Raw genomic sequence first — 19,135 nt, 5'->3', positions numbered from 1 at the left:
AGTTAAAAAGGAAATTCCATGAACAATAAATTAATAAAAGAATATGAAGCGCTTGATACCCCTGAGTGGACAGGTTCTGAAGAACACTTTCACAATGTGAATCCATATTTACATGGTGCCTTAGGACCAACAAAGTTTGAACATACTGAAGATGAGTTAGTTGTGTTAGAAGGGAAGGTGCCTGAGGACCTGACGGGTGTATATATAAGAAATGGTGCCAATCCGCGCTTTTCAAGTAAGGGCCCACACCACTGGTTTGACGGTGATGGCATGTTACACGCATTATCCTTTAAAAATGGCAAAGCCAGTTATCGAAATCGCTGGATCCGCACTAAACATTTCAACATGGAAAGTGAAGCGCAAAAAGTACTTTGGCCGGGTTATGCGATGCCCAGACCTGACCCAAATTCTCCTCGCGGTAGCGGCAGTGATTTTTCCATTAAAGATGGCTCCAATACAGATGTTGTTTGGCACAATGGCGCTTTGCTGACGACTTTCTATCAAACAGGTATTCCCTATAGGGTTAATCCGGTTACTTTAGAAACAGAAGGTCAAGAAACCTTTAACAGTAAATTACCAAGACAGATGTCAGCCCATTGCAAAGTCGATGACTCCACCGGTGAGTTGATGTTCTTTGATTACAACATGGAAGCGCCCTATTTAACCTACGGCGTGGTGGACAAAAACGGTCTGTTAACTGATTACGTCGAGGTGCCATTGCCGGGAGCAAGATTGCCTCACGATATGGCCATAACTGAGAACTATTCGATTCTAATGGACCTGCCTTTGCACTGGAATGAAGGCCGTCACGGTTTACATTATTTTAAAGACCGCCCAAGTCGCTTTGCGGTTATCCCACGTCACGGTAAACAACAAGATATTCAATGGTTTGATGCAAGCGCTTGTTATATGTACCACACAGTGAATGCCTACGAAGAGGATGGCAAAATTATCATGGATGGTTGCCGTCAGCCTGATCCCATTATGCCTCGTCAACCTGGTGATGGAGTAATTGAACGCATGAAATCAGCGGGCACTTGGCAAGATGTGAAACTGTATCGATGGACTTTTGATTTAAGCACGGGTGAAACAACCGAAGAGCAACTTGATGATACCAATGTTGAGTTTCCGATGATCAATGCCGACAAGTTCTTAGGAAAAAAATACAGATACAGTTATTCCACTTTAATGCCTAGTGATTCGCTGATTAATTTCAGTGGCATATTTAAGTTTGACCATGTGACTCGTGAGAAAGACATATATGAATTTCCTACTGGAAGTTGCGGCTCTGAAACACCTTTTGCCCCTGCAGATAATGCAAAAAATGAAGATGATGGATATCTTATTAGTTTCCTCACTGACAATGAGACGGGTAATAGCGAAGCCGTAATTTTTGATGCTCGTAAGATTAGTGCGGGTCCAGTTTGCCGCTTAAAAATACCCGAGCGTGTACCTATTGGATTTCATGCCTGTTGGGTGAGCAGTGATAAAGCTGTCGGTTTATAGCGTTACTTATAACCAGTATCCAATATAAGTGTGGAAATTTATGAATAATCAAGATATTTACGTTTTGGGCGGCAGCCAGACTGACTATAGCCGTAATTGGGCGCGAGAAAGTATGGGCATATACGAATTGTTTGAGTCATGCCTGCAACAAGGCTTAAGCCAAACAAATATCCCGGCTAAGGATGTAGATGTCGCTCATGTTGGAAATTTTGTAGCGGATTTATTTACTGGGCAATCTCAATTAAATGGGTTCTTTTCCCATGCTGAACCTGCGTTTGGAGATATACCCACATCCAGACATGAAGCCGCTTGCGCTTCTGGCTCTATGGCTTTGTTAGGTGCCATGCGAGATCTTGAAGCGGGTCATTACCAACTAGCCTGTGTCATGGGCATTGAGTTGATGCGCAATGTTGATTCTGCTACTGGAGCGGGTTATTTAGGATCGGCGGCCTGGGTGGGTAAAGAAGCCCAAGATTGTCGTTATGTATGGCCTAGATTATTTGCTGATTTATTAGAACATTATCAGCAACGCCATGGCTTGGACACTCAGTACCTAAGTCGTATTTCGGAAATTAATTTTGCTAGCGCGAAACGAAATCCAAACTCACAAACCCGTAATTGGCAATTTGGCCCAGACAGCTTTAGTCAGCAGGATGAGTTTAATCCTATTGTTGAAGGACAGTTGCGTAAACAAGACTGCGGCCAGATAACAGACGGTGCTGCTGTGGTGTTTCTGGCAAATAAAAGCTACGCCGCCGAGTATGCAAAAAAACACAATATTAAGTTATCTGCTATTCCAAGAATTAAAGGTTGGGGCCATCGCAGTGCGCCTTTGTTAATGAAACGCAAGTTAGAACTGAGTCAAACCGACGGATTAATATTTCCACACGTAAAACGTACTTTTGATGACGCCTTAAAACGCGCCGGCCTAGCAGATGTGCATGCTTTAGATTTACTTGAAGTGCATGACTGCTTTTCAATGACCGAATATATGTTAATTGACCACCTTGGATTAACCGCACCTGGCGAATCTTGGAAAGCCATTGAAAATGGCAGTATCGACTTTACCGGTGCCTTGCCTATCAATCCTAGTGGCGGTCTTATTGGGCTAGGTCATCCAGTAGGCGCTACTGGGGTACGCATGATGTTAGATGGGTTTAAACAAGTCACAGGTCAATGCGCAGATTACCAAGTCGACAATGCCAAAAACGTCGGCATATTTAACTTAGGCGGCAGTGCCACAACTTGTGCTTCTTTTGTTATAGGTACAGACAACCACTAACAAAATAAACATTCAAAGCCTTAAATACTCAATATATTTTGCAATCAAACTAGGAAGAATATCAGTATGAATCAAGCATACATCTATGACCTTATTCGCTCGCCAAGAGGAAAAGCTAAGCCCGAAGGAGGGTTACATGATGTTTCTCCTTTTGAATTACTCAGCTCGCTTTACTCCTCGTTAGAAGACAGAACAGGGCTCAAACCAGAGCATATAGGTGATGTTATCTTGGGCTGTGCGACTCAAGTAGGTGAACAAGCTGGAAATATTGCAAAATCATCAATTATGTATCACGGTTGGCCGAGTAATATTTCTGGATTGACGGTTAATAGATACTGCTCATCCGGCATTGACGCGGTGAATTTCGCCGCCATGAAAGTCATGACAGGTATCGACCAATTGGTTGTGGCTGGTGGCATCGAAATGTTATCTCGCACCCCCATGTTTGCTGATAAACCCAGTCCATTTATGGATATAAAATTGGCATCGAAAATGGGCATGTTTATGATGGGCAGTGGCGCAGATTTAGTTGCGTCGCAATATAATGTGAGTCGCGAAGAAGCCGATAAAGTTGCACTGTTAAGCCATCAAAGAGCCGCCCACGCTAGAGACAATGATTATTTTAAGTCAATCGTCCCAATCTATAACTCAGTGAAAGACATCAGGTTTAAAGATGACGAGCTTATTAGGCAGAGCACTCTAGAAGAGCTGGCACAAATGAAACCTTCTTTTGCCAAAATTGGCGAGCAAGGTGTGGATGCTCTATATTTGCAAAAATTCCCAGAATTAGAGCATATTGAACATGTACATACCCCAGCAAACTCTCCCTCAATGGCAGATGGCGCTGCCCTTTGCCTTATTGGTAGTCTAGAAGCTCAAAACCAACTAGGTGTCGCTCCCAGAGCCAAAATTACGGCAATGTGTAATACCAATGCCGATCTTTATACTGTTATTACAGGTGCAGTGGCGGCAGCAAAAGAGCTGATGCGTCGTGAAAATATGCAGGCCGGTGATGTGGATTTGTTTGAAATTCACGAAGCCTTTGCAGCCACTATGGTGATGTGTAAACAAGAATTGCAAATTGATGACGATAAGCTCAATGTCAATGGGGGATGTATTGCACTAGGACACCCCTTAGGTGCGACTGGCACTATAATGTTATCTACTTTACTGGATGAGTTAGAACGCCGAAATCTCAGCACTGGGATTGTAGCGGCAAGTGGTGCTGCGGGCACAGGTACTGCATTGTTGATTGAGCGAATGTAATCAGAAACTGCAGACTAACCACAGACAAAACTTAAGCCTTTAGTATTGATTACAGTGAGTATTTGAGCCCAATTGACACTTCCCAATCACCTAGACAACAAAGTGATTGGTATAAGCATCTAAGGTAGTGTTTTTTCTATTTTAAATAAGAGGGGCTTCTTTTACATAGTGTTTAGCTAGTTGAATAAAAAACACTCAGCCAGCTAAACACTTTTTAGTAGATTTAGTTTAAGTATTTCTGACGTAATACCAATAAATCTTCATCACTCACTGCCAATTCTTGTTGTATGTATTCCAATATACTGCCGTGTTGCGCTTCCATTTTGGCAATGGCTGCTTCGATTAAGGGCTGGGTTACGCCCACTAATGGCTGGGCAATCTCAGGAGGTAGACTGGCAAACATCTTCATCATGGCTGCCGCTTTAGGATCCATGTCTTCAGTGTTTTTTGGCATTAAGGAGCGAGGATCAAGATAGCGGTTAGTTGCCATATAATCATCAATAGCGGTTTGTTTGTCTACACCTAGCGCAGTTAATATTAAAAGGGCGCTGACACCGGTGCGATCTTTGCCTGCGGTACAGTGAAAGAGTAAGCCCTCATCACTTTTGACTAAGGTATCAAACATGGCGGTATAATTTTGTTTTTGGTCGTCTAAAATGGTCGGATAAAACTGCGCCATCATGCCTTCTAACATTTCTTTTGAGAGGTCGGGGCGTCTAAGTAGCCTGCCAATTTCGTTAAAATCAAAGTCCATTTCATAGTCTTTTTTGATAACTGTTACTGGCGATGCTTGCCACTGGGTGACTTCGCTGTTGCGCTCTGAGTTAGCGCGAAAATCCACTATGGTTTTGATGTCTAACTCGTCAATAAAGTGATAATCCTGTTCTGTTAAACCGGCTAATACGCCTGAGCGGTATAGCTTGCCCCATTTAACGGTTTTGCCATCAGTAGTGGGGTAACCGCCTAAATCACGAAAATTACGCCCTCCTTCTAGAGGTAATAAGCGAGTGGCGAGTTGCAGTTCGTCACCTTCGGCATTGCTCAGGGAAAAATAGTGACGATGTTCGTTACTGGCTTGGAAGCTAAATTGTTGGCCTTTACTGTTTTTAAGCAAAACAGTGTTTTCCATTGGTTTATCTGCTTCATTAACACTGATAGTTACTGCGCTAGAGGAGGCCCAGTTAAGTAAATATTGGCCATCTTTGTATTCAACATCGGCGTTTAAAGTGGCATTAGCAATAGGGGCTGCGACTGTAGTGATTATCGATAGAGCGATAAGGGATTTATTCATTAACATTTTCATATTGGTATTCCTTAAGTAGGGCAAGTTGGTGCTTGCCCTGACATTGAATAGGTAAGAATCAAAAATTAGAAGCTGGCGCGAATACCAACTAAAAATTGACGGCCGTAACTTTCTGACTGATTAACGGTATGGTTACTGGCGTAACGCAGGTCAGTTTCATCAGTCAGGTTGTTAGCATTGAAGTACAAGGTGGCTGATAGCGGTCCGGTGAGGTCTTCTGGCAGGATGTACTGAACACTAAAGTCCATACGACTTTGGTCACCCCAATATTCAGTTGGATCTTCGATGGGTGAGATCCATTCATCACGATACTGATAGTTCAGGCGTGCCGACAAACCATAGTCTTCATAAAAAATTGAGGCGTTGTAGATAAGGTCAGAGGTACCGGGTAAATCTAGTGTTTCATTCTGAATTGTTTTAAATTCTGAGCTTACAAAGGTAGCGTTAACGCTCATACCCCAACCCGTCAGAGCCGCAGAAAAGTCATCGGCTACTGCAATCAGGTTAAACTCTAAACCGGTGATTTTACCGTCTGAACCGTTAACCGGACCGGATAACTCCCACTGCTCGCCAGCTTGACCACCGTAGATAACACCATCAACATTTTGGATGTCGGTGTAAATCACATTGTCAACAAAGCGGCTAAATACAGAAGCTGAGGCAATGCTTGCTGGTGCAAAGTAGTATTCCAAGGTGGCATCCAGACCCCATGACTCTTCTGCTTTCAAAGCAGGGTTACCGCCACTGACGGTTTTGGGTGTGGTAGTCGGGTTTACGCTTGCTGCTGCGCGCCATTCCTGATAGTTAGGACGGTTAATACCGCTAGAGAATGATACGCGAGCAATCAAACTTTCATCGATATTGTAATTTAAGTGGGCGCTGGGCAACACATTGGTGAAATCGTCAGAATAATTAACGGCGTTTTGTTCACCTGTTTCAGAATCGATCAGTGTACCAATAGAGGTGTAATCAGTTTGTTCAATACGCACACCGTAAACCACATTCCCCCAGTTAAACTGCGAATCCATCATCCCATAGAGCGACATAATATCTTCTTCGATATGGGTGCGTTCATCTGCTGATGCTTCTGGAAACAGCTCTGCTCCGGTTGCTTCCCAGTCTGCGCGCATTTGCGCATTGTCCCAATACATAGCGTTAAGACTGTTTGAGGTGTTTGAATCCCAAGGCTGATTAGTCAGGTAACTGTTGAAATCCAGTGATACGCCGCCGTAAGCCGGGATGAAAGCCAGAACATCAAATGCTACGAGGTTTTCACCTTTTGCTTCACGTTGAGTGTACTCTGCACCCACAGATAAAGTTGCAGGCAAGCCTAAGAAAGACAAGTCTTTACTGGCGTCGAGCTTCAACTTGTCAGAGTCCACGTTCAGTGGTGTACTAATTTTGTAGGCATAGGTTGAGGTTGCACCATAGACAAGTTCATCAACTGGCGTCGCAGTCGTTAAAATAGGATCTTCAATATTGGTCATATCGAGGTTGACCAAGTGAATATCCGCAGCATAACCATTGAGGAAATCCAAACCAGACTGATAAACGATAGGTAATTCAGTAGTAAATTCGGTTTTGGTCAGGTTATAGCGCAGTGCCACGTCCCAGCCCGCTATGATAAAATCCGTGCCTAGTGTGTTGGTTTGCGTAGAGTTGCTGTATACGCCGTCTTGCAGTAAACGGTCTATATAGACTGGTGCATTTTCAATAACAGGGCCAACGGGGGCGGTTGCAAAGTTAAACACATACTGGTTGCGCTGTTCGTAGTCTTTAAACTCTGAATACAAACTCGAAATAAAGAAACGCGTGCCGCTATCAAGACGATACTCAATACGACCACCATAGGCTTGGTCTTCACGTTTTACTTTATAACTGCGCATATCAATGGAATTGACAGCGCCATCTGCCTCTAAGTCGTATTCACGATTATCAGTGATTTGCTCGCGGCTGTTTTTCGAGTAAAAACCCATAATGCCAAAGTTATCGTTAGAGTAAGATAGACGCGAACCAAACTTTTCGATATCGCCTTCGCCCAATTGCTGTTGACCCAAACCAATATCAAAGTCGGCAGCCATACCTTCACGATCAAAAGGGTTAAAGGTTTCAATATTCACATAGCCAGCAACTGCTTCAGCGGTCATCGAAGGTAACACGGCTTTGTTCACTTCAATACGACGGGTAATTACCGAGGGAAAAGAGTCAAAACGTGGCGTACGGCCACCTTCTGCGCCCGGTACTTCAATTCCATCAAAACCAATAGCGGTATAACGGAAAGGCATACCGCGGAAGTTAATATAACGTGCCTGCCCTTGGTCACGCTCAATCGCCAAGCCTGGCACACGGCCTAATGAGTCTGCCAAGTTTTGGTCAGGAAAGCGGCCAATGGTGTCGGCAGCAATCACTTCCATCACGTTTGAAGCTGTGCGTTTTGCTTCAATTGCCGCTTTTTGACTGTCGCGAATAGGTGTGCCAACAGAGACGACTTCATCTAGAATTTTGTCTTCTTGCTTGGCACTTGTTTGTTGTGCATGAGTATGGATACTCAGGCTTGCTAAACCCAACATTAATCCGTAAGCAACTCTGCTCTTCGTAAATATCACTTTGATTGACCCCTAAATTATTAATAAAAGAACATGTGCTAAAACAACTTGGGGCTATGCTGCGGGTTAAATGTTTCAGTCTGGTTAAAAGGATGTCTTTGATAAAAAAGAGATATCTCTAAAATATCTTTTAACCATATTTCAATTACTTAAGTTGTTCTGTGAGTGTTGGTGGCAGGGTTATCTTTTGTGCTTCTAAGCTCAAACGATAACGATATCGACCACTTTTTAAATCGCGATCGGTATCAAATAGGTAATCTTGAGCAAGTGTTTCGCCCAGTAAACTAATCAATTCAGCTTTAAGTTTATTACGGTTTTGATCCAGGGTTTTGGCCCGTAAGCCGCAATCAAGTAAATCATTGATTGCTTTACTGTGGCCGCCGCTGGATTGCATTAAATCAATTAGCATCTTGGCGCCAGTTTTGTCGCTACGGTTAATTGGCGGATTTAAATACCAGCCATCAGTTTGGTATCGCAAGCAGGCATACCACAAATAATAAAAATACGGTGTTTTTAGCAATGTCACAGGTAAACCATGAATGATTAGTTGATTTTGCACTTCAGTAAAAATCAGAGTTGGCGGGGCCAGTGCAACATCTAGGGCCTGTTCTTTTGAAAGTTTATATTTGTCACTGGCAAGCATAAACCAAGTAAGTTGGGTCTCATCTAGGGAGCTGACCCTAGGTTGCTCAAGCCAGGCCACTAAGTTGCTTATATCGGGTTTGTGTTGAGTGTGATTCAGTAGATGCTTAAGCAATTCAAGTTGAATGTCACTACAAACACTCAAGTGCTGAGCTAATTGATGAGCACGGTAAACTGACAGGTGTTGCAGCAGGTGTTGGCGAATTTGTTGGCCTTTGGTAGTTAAAGGTTGGGGCAGCAAATAACCCAGTAAAAGTAATACACTGGCAAATCCTAGTGGATAGAAGAGGGTGGGTATCCAAGGTGTGTCGCAGTCAAAAGCAAGGTGAGTAAAAAGTTGATTGTGGCCTAATTTCCATTTGATGGTAATCAGTTTCAAGCCAGATTGATTGGCATCCTTTGACATTAAATGTATTACAGTGGCACTGCATTGTTGCACCCTAGGTAAAAGACTAGAAACCGTCAGAATGTTTAAGTCTGAATCAATATTTTGTTGAATGAGCTGAATGACTGGGCCGTTATCATTAGTGTAATACAGTGCACTTTGCAGCTTAGCGGGTAATTGCTGTTGTAATATTTGTGTCAATTGCTGCTTCACTGAAAACTGGCTGTAGCCCCAAAATAGCAAGATAAATAGGCCATATATAGTCGCCCCAAACAACACACCTTTGTTAGTTATCTTTGGAGGTAATAAGGCTTTAGTTGACATCGCATAGGGCCTTAATATTTGCTTGAATATGGGCTTCAGTTAAGGTTTGTTTATATAAACTCATGGCTTGAATTAAGGCACATTCAGATTCGATAGGATGTTGTTTGCGTATATATAACGAGGCTGCATTAACTTGATCGCTAATTAATAAACTCGTCAACGGGGCATCAATTTGACGGCGTAACCAATCTCCCCCTGTGATCAAATCAATCTCACCTTTAGCAAAGGCTCGATACAGTGATCTCGCGTCATCAAAAATTATCAATTGTTTGCTGTTTAATTGAATATTGGCGTCTTTAAGGGAAATAATCGGCAGTAAATGGTGAGTTTGGCTAAGTCTATCACTGAGTATGCCAACACGTTTATTTTCAAAATAGCTCTGATTAAGGATGGGCGAGGCGCCTTTGCTAAACCAAAATACCTTATAATTATCAAGTGCCATGAGTAGCTGATAATACTGTTTAAAGCTGGGTACTAGTCCGCTCAAGGCTTTTTCGCGGCTCCAGATAAGATCGTAGTTTTCGTTAATTACTTCATTGGGGGATAGTAGCCAGCGTGGTTTCCATGAAATGGTTACCCCAGAATAAAATTGCGCCATGATAGGTGAATCACATAAGAACTCGGCAATAGTTGTGGCGTATAACGAGGTGACCGCCAAAAAACGAAAACGCGGTAAATCAGGGGCAATACGAGTCTCTATTTCACAGCGGTAATGGTAATAGTCACCAAGCTCAACTGAAGCAAGGTTTTGTTTTGAAAAATACAACATGGTTATAAGAGTCGATATGCTTAATAAAGCGAGAAGTAATCCATAACCTTGCCTAGAAGCACACAATCTCCACAACATCTGATAAACCGCAAGTCCGAATAATTTGCTGCAGTATATTGCAGTTTTATGGCAGAAATATTATGGGGTCTGAAGACTTGATTGGTTTAGCGAACAGCAGCGTAACTAGGAATAATTTGGATTTAGCGACTTATCCATTCACCTAATAAGTAATATGAGCAATTGGGCTTCCTATATTTGAATCGAATACTTACTGTAATCGACTCAAATACTTGGATAGTCACCTATTGATAGTAATAATTTCTATGGTGTCGTCAGGATAATATTATTCTGTGCATCTTTATTAACACTGAACGATAAGGTTTGCTCTGTCCCTTGATAGCTAAAAGTCACCTCATATTCTCCATAAAACCCACGGCCGCTAAAGGTTCCTTCGGCATTGGTTTTTGCGGCAAACTGGCTGTGCCATTGATTAAACACTAAATCTTTCCATGCTACTGCATTAGGTTTCTCGCGCCAGTCTAGGTCATATAACGCCGCATCTGGGTACCAGTGCCTACCGGCCCAAAAGCCCCAAAGTTGCACACCAACTGTGGCTGGGTGGCTAAAGAATATGGTGAGAAAATCACGGGTGTAATCAGCTTGTAACTGCTCATCTAATGTTGAAACATCAAACTCCGTTGAGCGGATAGCTGCACTAGGGAATGCCAGATGGAAACGTTCTATAATGCTGTACACCTTGGTAATGTCAGTCAGCACATCATTGAAGTGGCTTTGTAATCCAATGCCATCAATAGGCGCATTTTGAGCGTATAAATACTCTATGGTATCTTGGTAGTGTTGCTGGTGGGCTGTGTCAGATCCCGCTGATGATAAAATGCTGTAATCGTTAATATAGAGTTTATGATCAGGCAAATTTGTACGTGCTTGTTCAAACCAATCCACCATCACTTCATCACCAAATGCATCCATCAAATAGTGATTGTCATAAGGTTCGTTTAACACGTCCCATTCAGAAAGTAGACTGGCTGTTCTTGAGGTAATGTCATCAATATGGCTCTTCACTGCAACTAAAGCTTGGGGATCGGCATTGGCTGGGTCATCGGGTAAATATTGCTGCATGACATCTGGTAAGTTACGTTTAGAAGGCCAAACTAGGACATGCCCGCGGGTGTAGAAGTCATGGTCTTTTAACCACTGCAAACCGGCTAGGGTGGTTTCTTGGTTAAAACTACTGCCCCATTCACCTGCCCAGGGTGCCCATTTTAGATCGTTTTCGGGCCCAGCTTGATTAAAAAGCTCTAATACTTTTGATTGGTATATTTGTTCATCAGCTCCGTCTCCTATCAACATGTTAGACACCACAGCCGAGCCAAAATGATAAGCATGTTTGCGCATATTGATATTGATATCAGTATTAGTAATTTTATCGCCGCTAGGCGTTTGTATGGTGAGAGTGAAATCACCTTTGCGATATTGTTCGATGCGAGCAGCGGCTTCGGTTCGCCATGTGGCGTCTTCGTCACGGCCGCCATAAGTAGCCTTAGTCTGAGGTAGGTCAGTAAAAGCTATGTTTTGTTGATAGTTATATAGCTCAATGCCTGCTAGTTGAAACCTTTGAGGCTTGTCTCCGGCTCCAAGCTCAAACATGAGGGTTAACTCATTTTTAGCAAAGTCTTGGGTTACTGTGGCGGGAATAAAAAACTCTTCCCATTCGTTAGCACTATTAATATTGCGACTAATCAATTTTAAGTATTCAGGCTCAGGACCTTGCAGTAACACACGGGTGAAACCAGTTCCGGTTTCATATTGACTGGCCATAGTTCGAAAATACAAATGTAGCAGTAAGTTATCACCCACTTTTACGTCTTCTGTAAGGCCAATGCTGACATTACCATTCCAAGTAACGCCTGATGGATTGGTAATATCTACTTCTAGCGCTTGTGAAAACTTCTGGTGATCTACAGCTACAATAGTTCGGCTGCCTACCGGTTGACTACCATTCCCTTCCCAAAATGTTGCTGAAGACAGAGTATTGGCTGACAGAATAAATGTGCCACCTTCAGGCACTGTCATTTCACCGGTTGGGGGAGTTGTTGGTGAACTAATATTATTGATTGTAACCGTCAAGGTATCAGTACTAGTCGCGCCATCGTCGTCGGTGACAGTTAGTGAAAAAGTCAACTCTTCGCTACTGGCTACATCGGGGGCATTAAAAGTAACGCTTGATGTATCTGCCCCTGTTAACAAGACAGTTGTACCAGAAGATGTAAGGGCCCAGCTATATGAATTGATGCTGCCATCAGAATCGGATGCGCTGCCGCTTAATGTGACATTGCTCTTTTCATCAACTACTTGGTCAGGACCAGCATCAACTGTAGGTGCAACATTAGCAGCAGGTGTAGGGGGAGAGATAGGCGTTGGACTAGCAGTTTTGCCTCCACCACCGCCACAAGCCCATAAAAAACTAATCGATAATAAAGCGATAGCAATATTTTTGCTGTTACAGGACATCAAGAGCATCAAGCAAACCTTGTAAATTTAATGTTAATTTAAAAGATGTTGTCATCCACACTAGTGGATTTCAATTGTGAAAATAGGTAAAGCTATTATGTATCATCGTTTTAAAATTTTCTATGATATATCAAAAAGTTAACGAATAATAATTGCCCTAAAAGTAAATTTTTTCTATAGATTTTATTAGATATTGGGCACACTAGTATGTAAATGAATTGCAAAAAAAGGGCGTTTTGTGCGAGTAACTAAGGTTTCTACTCATTTCCTGATTTTATTAATGGCCATGCACTTGGCTTATCAATCGTTAGAGGCTGCCGAAAAGTGGCCTGATGGTAATAAAATAGCGATTAGTTTGTCCTATGACGACGCGCTAGATAGTCAGTTGGATAATGCCTTGCCGGCGTTAAATCAGCGGGGCCTTAAAGCCTCATTTTATATTGTGCCTTTGTCGGATGCTTTTAAGGAGCGTATTGAAGAGTGGCGTCAACTCGCTCAGCAAGGGCACGAGCTTGGTAATCATTCTTTATTTCATGCCTGCCTAAGTGGCAAACCTGGCCGAGAATGGGTTCAACCTACAAATGCTTTGGATGATAAAACGGTGCAAGCTATGGTAAATGAAATAACTGTGGCCAATACGCTATTAACCTCGTTAGACGGATACAGTGAACATACTTTTACACCACCTTGTTTTGACCAAATGGTGAAAGATGGTAACTATGTTGAGGCAGTCAAAGAACAATTTGTGGGTGTGAAAAGTTTAGAGGACCCCAACTTTGCAGCCTTTATCGGTCCAAGTGATATTAGCAGTGCCCAGATCATCAACTTTATTGAGAAACAGCCTGCAAATATCAGAATGATCAATGTGCTATTTCATGGGGTAGGGGGCGACCATCTAGTTACAGCAACAGCAGAACACGCCAAGTTTTTAGATTATTTAGTCGCTAACAAAGATAAATATTGGGTGGATACCTATCGTAATATAATGCTGGCTAAAAAACGCAGTGCACAATAAACACTAGCTTGCTCGGCAGCCCTTCCGCTATTGCCTGCATATTTGTTAAAATAGCCAATTAAGATGACGCAGGTAACCCCCAATATGACGCACTCTTGCGCCGACTCCCTTATCGTACTTGATTTTGAAACCACTGGGCTTTCACCAGATATGGGGGATAGAGCCATCGAAATAGGTGCTGTGCGTTTAGAAAAGGGGCGGGTGGTAGAGCGTTTTCAAGCACTTATGAATCCAAGGAAACGTATTAGTGGGTTTATTGAAAACTATACGGGTATTACTAATCGTATGTTAAGCCAAGCAGCGCCCTGTGACGAAGTAATGGACGCTTTTGCTGATTTTATGGGGGATAGTAATTTAGTTGCCCATAATGCGTCATTCGATAAACGTTTTTTGGATGCGGAATTAAGTCGGATTTCTAGAAACTATGATGGACAATTTGCCTGTTCTTTACTTATCGCCAGACGTTTATATCAACAAGCGCCTAATCATAAATTAGGCACACTCATCAGCTATAGAAATATTCCTTCAGAAGGGGATTTTCATAGGGCTTTATTCGACTCAGAAATGACCGCTAAATTGTGGATGGCAATGCTAGAAGACATTTCGCAAATTACCACAGCACTAGAGGTACCTTTTACCTTAATTCAAAAGCTTTCCAAAACCCCAAAAAAAGCGGTGGAAAAACTACTGCAAACTCAAGGAAGGCAGAGTTGAACTCGAGTGATTGTTCAGCTGAAAACTCTGTTCGGTCAATTTCCGTAAATTCTGAAATTTGAACGATCACTTTGTGCCAATTGCGGTCATCGCGGAAGCAATCAATGAACGGCTCTAGCTATCAGATTGCAGACGTTCGCCAGATTCCAGCGCATTTGTTTTACTGCTGTACCCAAAATAGCCACCCTCATCATTGTCACCATTTTACGCCGCCGTTATACAGAGCTAGAATACCGTTTATCGTTTCTATGTTCTGATAACCTATGCTATCGAAATATTAGAGCTTATGAATTGTTGAGGATAGATAATTAATGTCAGGCACGATTAGTAAAATAGCAAAACAAATCGGGATCAATCCAGAGACCGTTCGATTTTATGAGCGCAAGGGTTTAATCAAACAGCCTGTCAAACCTTTGCAGGGCTATAGAATATATCCACTAGAAACAGTGAATAGAATTCGCTTCATAAAACGTTCTCAAGAATTGGGGTTTACGCTACATGAAATTGAGGGGCTACTATCACTAAGTGATAACCCTTGTCATCAAGTCGAGGAACTAGCTAAAAAAAAGCTAATTGCGGTTCAGGCCAAACAAGCGGATTTGCAGCTTTTGGAAAAAGCACTGCTAGAACATATAGCCCAATGTCAACGTAATGAGGATGAAACTTGTTGCCCCATCATAGATTCATTGCAGCCTTAGCTAAGACGGCATCACTAAGTTCCTAAGTATATTTGCTTTAAAGGCGAATTATACACTTTCAGTATTCTTCAATATTTTTCAAAAAAACTCATTGACTCCGTACCTAGGTACATAACTTATCGTTGTGACATAAGTTAATGAGGTGCTCACATGAATAAAAAAGAATCAAATCTTCCAATGGTCGGCGGGATCATTGCGGCAATCGGTGCAGGCGTATGTTGCGTTGGCCCTTTGGTGCTATTGCTACTGGGCATTAGCGGCTCATGGATAAGCAACTTAACCGCGTTTGAACCCTATCGCCCTTTATTTATTCTTGTTGTGGTGCTGTTACTCGGTTACACGGGATGGAGGATTTATCGCCCAATTGAAGAGTGTGAACCAGACAGCGCTTGTGCAATTCCCGCAACACGGCATCGTCGTAAAATCACTTTTTGGCTAATTTCTGCAACTGCAATAGTTTTGGTCACCAGCAACTATTGGATACTTTGGTTTGCTTAACTTTTCATACACATATTGTGTCAATACATCCTATTAAAATTTGGAGTCTACTATGAAAAATACATTTTTTTTAATCGCTTTACTTTCAAGCTCAAGCGCATTGGCGGCAATTCAAACGGTCACGCTTGATGTACCGAGCATGAATTGTGTTACCTGTCCTATTACCGTCAAAAAATCTTTAACCAATGTTGATGGTGTTAAAAAGGCTGATGTTACTTATGCAACTAAGCTAGCTGTTGTTACTTATGCAACTAAGCTAGCTGTTGTTACTTATGATGATGAGAAGACCAATATTGAAGCGCTCGTAAGTGCAACAACCAATGCAGGTTATCCATCTATCTTGAAAGATTAAAACGAGGGTTAAAATAGTGGATCGACTTTTAAAATATATTACACAATTTGGTGGCAAAGCAGGCTCACTTGGGGCATTGGTTTCTGCGATGGGATGCGCGATGTGTTTTCCAGCTATTGCTAGTTTAGGCGCAGCAGTTGGATTGGGCTTTCTCAGCCAATGGGAAGGGGTTTTTATCAATACTCTATTGCCTTTTTTTGCATGGGTTGCGCTAGCTCTTAACGCACTGGGATGGTTAAGTCATCGCCAGTGGCATAGAAGTGCACTCGGCATAATAGGCCCTGTTTTCTTATTACTCTCACTTTACCCTTGGTTCCAGTATGCATGGAGTACATACGTAACCTATTCCGCTTTGGGATTTATGGTTGTCATTTCAATATGGGATATATTTTCCCCCGCAAATCATCGTTGTGACGATGAATCCTGCGCAATATAAGGTTTTTAATAATGTCTGGTAATAAAGAAGATAATTGCTGTTCTGGCGGATCAGAACAGTTACATGTTGCGATTATTGGCAGTGGCTCTGGCGCTTTTGCTTGCGCTATTAAAGCAGCTGAAGGTAGCGCTAGAGTGACTATGATTGAAGGTGCAGATATCATTGGTGGTTGTTGCGTCAATGTTGGTTGTGTTCCATCTAAGATACTGATTCGTGCCGCGCAATTGGCACACCAGCAACGAGAAAACCCATTTGATGGTATCGAAAACAATCCTCCCAAGATAAGTCGTTCATTGTTAATGGCACAGCAAACCTCTCGGGTCGAAGAGTTACGAAGTGCCAAGTATCAAAACATTTTAGACAACAACCCAGCACTAACATTATTGAAGGGTTATGCTCGTTTCAAAAATGAAAATACATTAACTGTCAAAAAATCAGATGGCTCAGAAGAAGTTGTTCACGCAGACCGCATCTTAATTGCAACAGGCGCTACACCAACTATTCCACCGATTAAGGGTCTGGCAGATACGCCGTATTGGACATCTACAGAAGCATTATTTGAAGAAGAATTGCCTGATAGTTTAATCGTGATTGGTTCATCGGTTGTGGCTATAGAAATCGCCCAAGCCTATGCTCGTTTAGGTAGTAATGTGACTATATTGGCACGCCATACCTTGTTGTATGCTGAAGACCCACTACTGGGCAAGAAGCTAACTGAATGCTTTGAAAAAGAAGGTATTCGAGTGCTAAGCAACACACAGGCAAGCGATATCAGCTATGACGGAAATTCATTCAAATTAGACACCAATGCAGGGGTACTAAAAGCTGACAAATTACTTGTATCTACAGGCCGTCATGCAAATACGGCACATCTTGGTATAGAGAATGTTGGTATTGAAACAGATAAAAATGGTGCCATTGTGGTCAATGATAAAATGGAAACATCGACCACCAACATATATGCTGCTGGTGATTGCTCCAACATGCCACAATTTGTTTATGTAGCCGCAGCTGCGGGCAGTAGAGCAGGCATTAATATGACAGGTGGTGAAGCTAGGCTCGATTTATCGACCATGCCTGCTGTTATCTTTACAGACCCACAGGTTGCTACCGTAGGTTTAACAGAAGAGCAAGCCGTAACAGAGAGCTATGAGGTCATTACACGCGTATTAGATATGGAAAATGTGCCTAGAGCATTGGCCAATTTTGAAACGGATGGTTTCATTAAACTGGTTGCTGACAAGTCAACTGGTAAAATTCTTGGCGCACAAATACTCGCCCATGAGGGTGGAGAAATTATCCAAAGTGCTGCGCTTGCAATTCATAATAATATGACGGTAGATGATCTCGCTGGGCAATTATTCCCATATTTGACCATGGTTGAAGGTTTAAAACTATGTGCTCAAACCTTCAGTAAGGATGTTAAGGAACTATCCTGCTGTGCGGGTTAATTTAAAAAAAGAATCTAAGTTTTAAGTGGGTTAATGGGACGCCTATTTCTCGGTTTGATTAACTGAATAATGTTAAGCGTTCCATTTCAAATTCATTTTTGAAAATCAGCTTACATTCTCTTTGTACTTGCTAGGATATCCATTGTGTCACTGAGTGTCGATTAAATGATCGGCACTGACGGTCTGCTTACACATGTTTAGCATGCGAAGGAAACATCAAGTTTCAATGGCTGGAATTCGCTCATTTTTGCCATTCAGCCCGCTTTATTCGACGATAAAAAATGATAGCTTTTTTAAAGCATGACATTTTATTGTTAATCTATAAATACTCTCCTTTTTATAATGTATATCGACATTAGGGTTTATTATGTCGATAATGGACGATTCAGTCTGATTATCTAAAAATTCCATAGGAATGATTTTGAAAACTACCTCATCGATTTACATATCTCTAGTGTTCACTATTTTTTTGACTTCATCCTGTACAAGTGTCGGCCAAGGGACTGAATCTGCTCTTGTGTCAAAAGACCCTGTTACTAAAAGCGTTATCGTAAAAGAGATTAACGCTATGGCAGATGTTGTCTCTGCTACTTCGACGTTAAGTCAAAAGTATGGCGAGGAGCAGGTGTTAATTGTGATGGATATTGATAATACCATACTCACTAGTACCACTGATTTGGGCAGTGATGTGTGGTATCAATGGCAAAGAGGAAAATTTGATGTCAAACCTACTGGATCACAAAAGGTCGCTTGTTTGTTTGAAGATTCAATTGGCTTGCTTTACGAATTAGCCCCGATGATTTTAACCGAAGATAACCTAGATCAAACCATAACAAACTGGCAATTATCTGGGCATACCGTAATGGCATTGACCTCTCGAGCGCCTAAATATCGCGCCGCGACAGAACGAGAATTAGCCCGTAATCAAGTTGATTTAACATCGAATGCACTAGTACCGGTAGGCCAAGAGGCCTTTATGTTTAGAGAGAAAATAGGCCGGGAAGTTAGCTATATGCAGGGCGTAATGATGACCTCAGGCATGAATAAAGGAGATATGTTGCAACATATCTTAGAAAAAACGGCTAGAGAATTTGCGGCTATTGTATTTGTTGACGATTCTCAAAAGAATATTGATGATATGTATAACACCTATCAAAACGTAAAAAATGTGGACATGCGTATTTTTCATTACACTCATATTGAAGAGGCGAGGGAAAAACAGTTTGGTGAGGTATTAACGCAACAGCAAGCGGATGTGATGGCTCAGCAATGGCAACAATTGAATGCTACCTTAGGGCAAATATTTCCAGCAAGAAACTTGGCTGAAGGCTGTTTGTCTCTTTAAAGGGAACATAA

The 19,135-nt window shown here is 42.1% G+C and carries 16 protein-coding genes; 11 read left to right on the top strand and 5 right to left on the bottom strand.

Features of this window, described 5'->3' with window-relative positions:
* Positions 1–18: 18 nt before the first annotated feature.
* From AAC000_RS01605 to AAC000_RS01595, 3 genes are all read left to right on the top strand, one after another.
* Complete coding sequence (locus AAC000_RS01605) at positions 19–1,506, top strand: carotenoid oxygenase family protein (protein WP_339719495.1); 1,488 nt, start codon at positions 19–21, stop codon at positions 1,504–1,506.
* 40 nt (positions 1,507–1,546) lie between these two features.
* Positions 1,547–2,788, top strand: a complete 1,242-nt coding sequence (locus AAC000_RS01600) for an acetyl-CoA acetyltransferase (protein WP_339719494.1) — start codon at positions 1,547–1,549, stop codon at positions 2,786–2,788.
* A gap of 66 nt (positions 2,789–2,854) precedes the next feature.
* On the top strand, positions 2,855–4,054 hold the full coding sequence (locus AAC000_RS01595) for an acetyl-CoA C-acyltransferase (protein WP_339719492.1): 1,200 nt from the start codon (positions 2,855–2,857) through the stop codon (positions 4,052–4,054).
* 223 nt (positions 4,055–4,277) lie between these two features.
* Here AAC000_RS01595 and AAC000_RS01590 read toward each other — a convergent pair whose 3' ends face one another.
* From AAC000_RS01590 to AAC000_RS01570, 5 genes are all read right to left on the bottom strand, one after another.
* Positions 4,278–5,357 (bottom strand): tyrosine-protein phosphatase, encoded by a 1,080-nt coding sequence (locus tag AAC000_RS01590; RefSeq protein ID WP_339719490.1) that lies wholly within the window; start codon positions 5,355–5,357, stop codon positions 4,278–4,280.
* 65 nt (positions 5,358–5,422) lie between these two features.
* Positions 5,423–7,963: a TonB-dependent receptor gene (locus AAC000_RS01585; protein ID WP_339719487.1), complete on the bottom strand. Its 2,541-nt coding sequence runs from the start codon at positions 7,961–7,963 to the stop codon at positions 5,423–5,425.
* A gap of 145 nt (positions 7,964–8,108) precedes the next feature.
* Complete coding sequence (locus AAC000_RS01580) at positions 8,109–9,314, bottom strand: hypothetical protein (protein WP_339719486.1); 1,206 nt, start codon at positions 9,312–9,314, stop codon at positions 8,109–8,111.
* A complete protein-coding gene (locus tag AAC000_RS01575; RefSeq protein WP_339719485.1) occupies positions 9,304–10,161 on the bottom strand; it encodes a hypothetical protein in 858 nt (285 codons plus the stop codon). The genes AAC000_RS01580 and AAC000_RS01575 overlap by 11 nt, the downstream gene beginning before the upstream one ends.
* A gap of 243 nt (positions 10,162–10,404) precedes the next feature.
* A complete protein-coding gene (locus tag AAC000_RS01570) occupies positions 10,405–12,624 on the bottom strand; it encodes an endo-1,4-beta-xylanase (RefSeq protein WP_339719484.1) in 2,220 nt (739 codons plus the stop codon).
* 229 nt (positions 12,625–12,853) lie between these two features.
* On the opposite strand from AAC000_RS01570, the gene AAC000_RS01565 reads away from it, so the two are divergent.
* The 8 genes from AAC000_RS01565 (at position 12,854) to AAC000_RS01530 (ending at position 19,124) form a co-directional block, all read left to right on the top strand.
* Positions 12,854–13,630, top strand: a complete 777-nt coding sequence (locus AAC000_RS01565; protein WP_339719483.1) for a polysaccharide deacetylase family protein — start codon at positions 12,854–12,856, stop codon at positions 13,628–13,630.
* A gap of 84 nt (positions 13,631–13,714) precedes the next feature.
* The gene (locus tag AAC000_RS01560) at positions 13,715–14,344 is read left to right on the top strand and encodes a 3'-5' exonuclease (protein WP_339719480.1); all 630 of its coding nucleotides are present in this window, start codon (positions 13,715–13,717) and stop codon (positions 14,342–14,344) included.
* Between the two features lie 311 nt (positions 14,345–14,655).
* A complete protein-coding gene (gene merR, locus AAC000_RS01555; protein ID WP_339719478.1) occupies positions 14,656–15,042 on the top strand; it encodes an Hg(II)-responsive transcriptional regulator in 387 nt (128 codons plus the stop codon).
* 150 nt (positions 15,043–15,192) lie between these two features.
* Positions 15,193–15,540: a mercuric transporter MerT family protein gene (locus AAC000_RS01550; protein WP_339719476.1), complete on the top strand. Its 348-nt coding sequence runs from the start codon at positions 15,193–15,195 to the stop codon at positions 15,538–15,540.
* A 52-nt stretch (positions 15,541–15,592) separates the two neighbouring features.
* The gene (locus AAC000_RS01545) at positions 15,593–15,892 is read left to right on the top strand and encodes a cation transporter (RefSeq protein ID WP_339719474.1); all 300 of its coding nucleotides are present in this window, start codon (positions 15,593–15,595) and stop codon (positions 15,890–15,892) included.
* Between the two features lie 16 nt (positions 15,893–15,908).
* Complete coding sequence (gene merC, locus AAC000_RS01540) at positions 15,909–16,328, top strand: organomercurial transporter MerC (RefSeq protein ID WP_339719472.1); 420 nt, start codon at positions 15,909–15,911, stop codon at positions 16,326–16,328.
* A gap of 11 nt (positions 16,329–16,339) precedes the next feature.
* Entirely contained in the window at positions 16,340–17,779 is a 1,440-nt protein-coding gene (merA, locus tag AAC000_RS01535; RefSeq protein WP_339719471.1) for a mercury(II) reductase, read from the top strand.
* A gap of 421 nt (positions 17,780–18,200) precedes the next feature.
* Positions 18,201–19,124, top strand: a complete 924-nt coding sequence (locus AAC000_RS01530; protein WP_339719469.1) for a DUF2608 domain-containing protein — start codon at positions 18,201–18,203, stop codon at positions 19,122–19,124.
* Positions 19,125–19,135 lie beyond the last annotated feature (11 nt).

This window comes from uncultured Paraglaciecola sp., assembly GCF_963977085.1.
Lineage (GTDB): Bacteria > Pseudomonadota > Gammaproteobacteria > Enterobacterales > Alteromonadaceae > Paraglaciecola.
The sequence above is the reverse complement of the archived record's forward strand: the minus strand, read 5'-3'. Positions and strand labels throughout refer to the sequence as shown.

Bases quoted from the DNA above. Each gene is read 5' to 3' on its own strand.
- AAC000_RS01590 (WP_339719490.1), bottom strand. From the start codon at position 5,357: ATGAAAATGTTAATGAATAAATCCCTTATCGCTCTATCGATAATCACT.
- AAC000_RS01560 (WP_339719480.1), top strand. From the start codon at position 13,715: ATGACGCACTCTTGCGCCGACTCCCTTATCGTACTTGATTTTGAAACC.
- AAC000_RS01570 (WP_339719484.1), bottom strand. From the start codon at position 12,624: ATGCTCTTGATGTCCTGTAACAGCAAAAATATTGCTATCGCTTTATTA.
- AAC000_RS01580 (WP_339719486.1), bottom strand. From the start codon at position 9,314: ATGTCAACTAAAGCCTTATTACCTCCAAAGATAACTAACAAAGGTGTG.
- AAC000_RS01605 (WP_339719495.1), top strand. From the start codon at position 19: ATGAACAATAAATTAATAAAAGAATATGAAGCGCTTGATACCCCTGAG.
- AAC000_RS01575 (WP_339719485.1), bottom strand. From the start codon at position 10,161: ATGTTGTGGAGATTGTGTGCTTCTAGGCAAGGTTATGGATTACTTCTC.
- AAC000_RS01545 (WP_339719474.1), top strand. From the start codon at position 15,593: ATGAAAAATACATTTTTTTTAATCGCTTTACTTTCAAGCTCAAGCGCA.
- merR (WP_339719478.1), top strand. From the start codon at position 14,656: ATGTCAGGCACGATTAGTAAAATAGCAAAACAAATCGGGATCAATCCA.
- AAC000_RS01600 (WP_339719494.1), top strand. From the start codon at position 1,547: ATGAATAATCAAGATATTTACGTTTTGGGCGGCAGCCAGACTGACTAT.
- AAC000_RS01550 (WP_339719476.1), top strand. From the start codon at position 15,193: ATGAATAAAAAAGAATCAAATCTTCCAATGGTCGGCGGGATCATTGCG.
- AAC000_RS01595 (WP_339719492.1), top strand. From the start codon at position 2,855: ATGAATCAAGCATACATCTATGACCTTATTCGCTCGCCAAGAGGAAAA.
- merA (WP_339719471.1), top strand. From the start codon at position 16,340: ATGTCTGGTAATAAAGAAGATAATTGCTGTTCTGGCGGATCAGAACAG.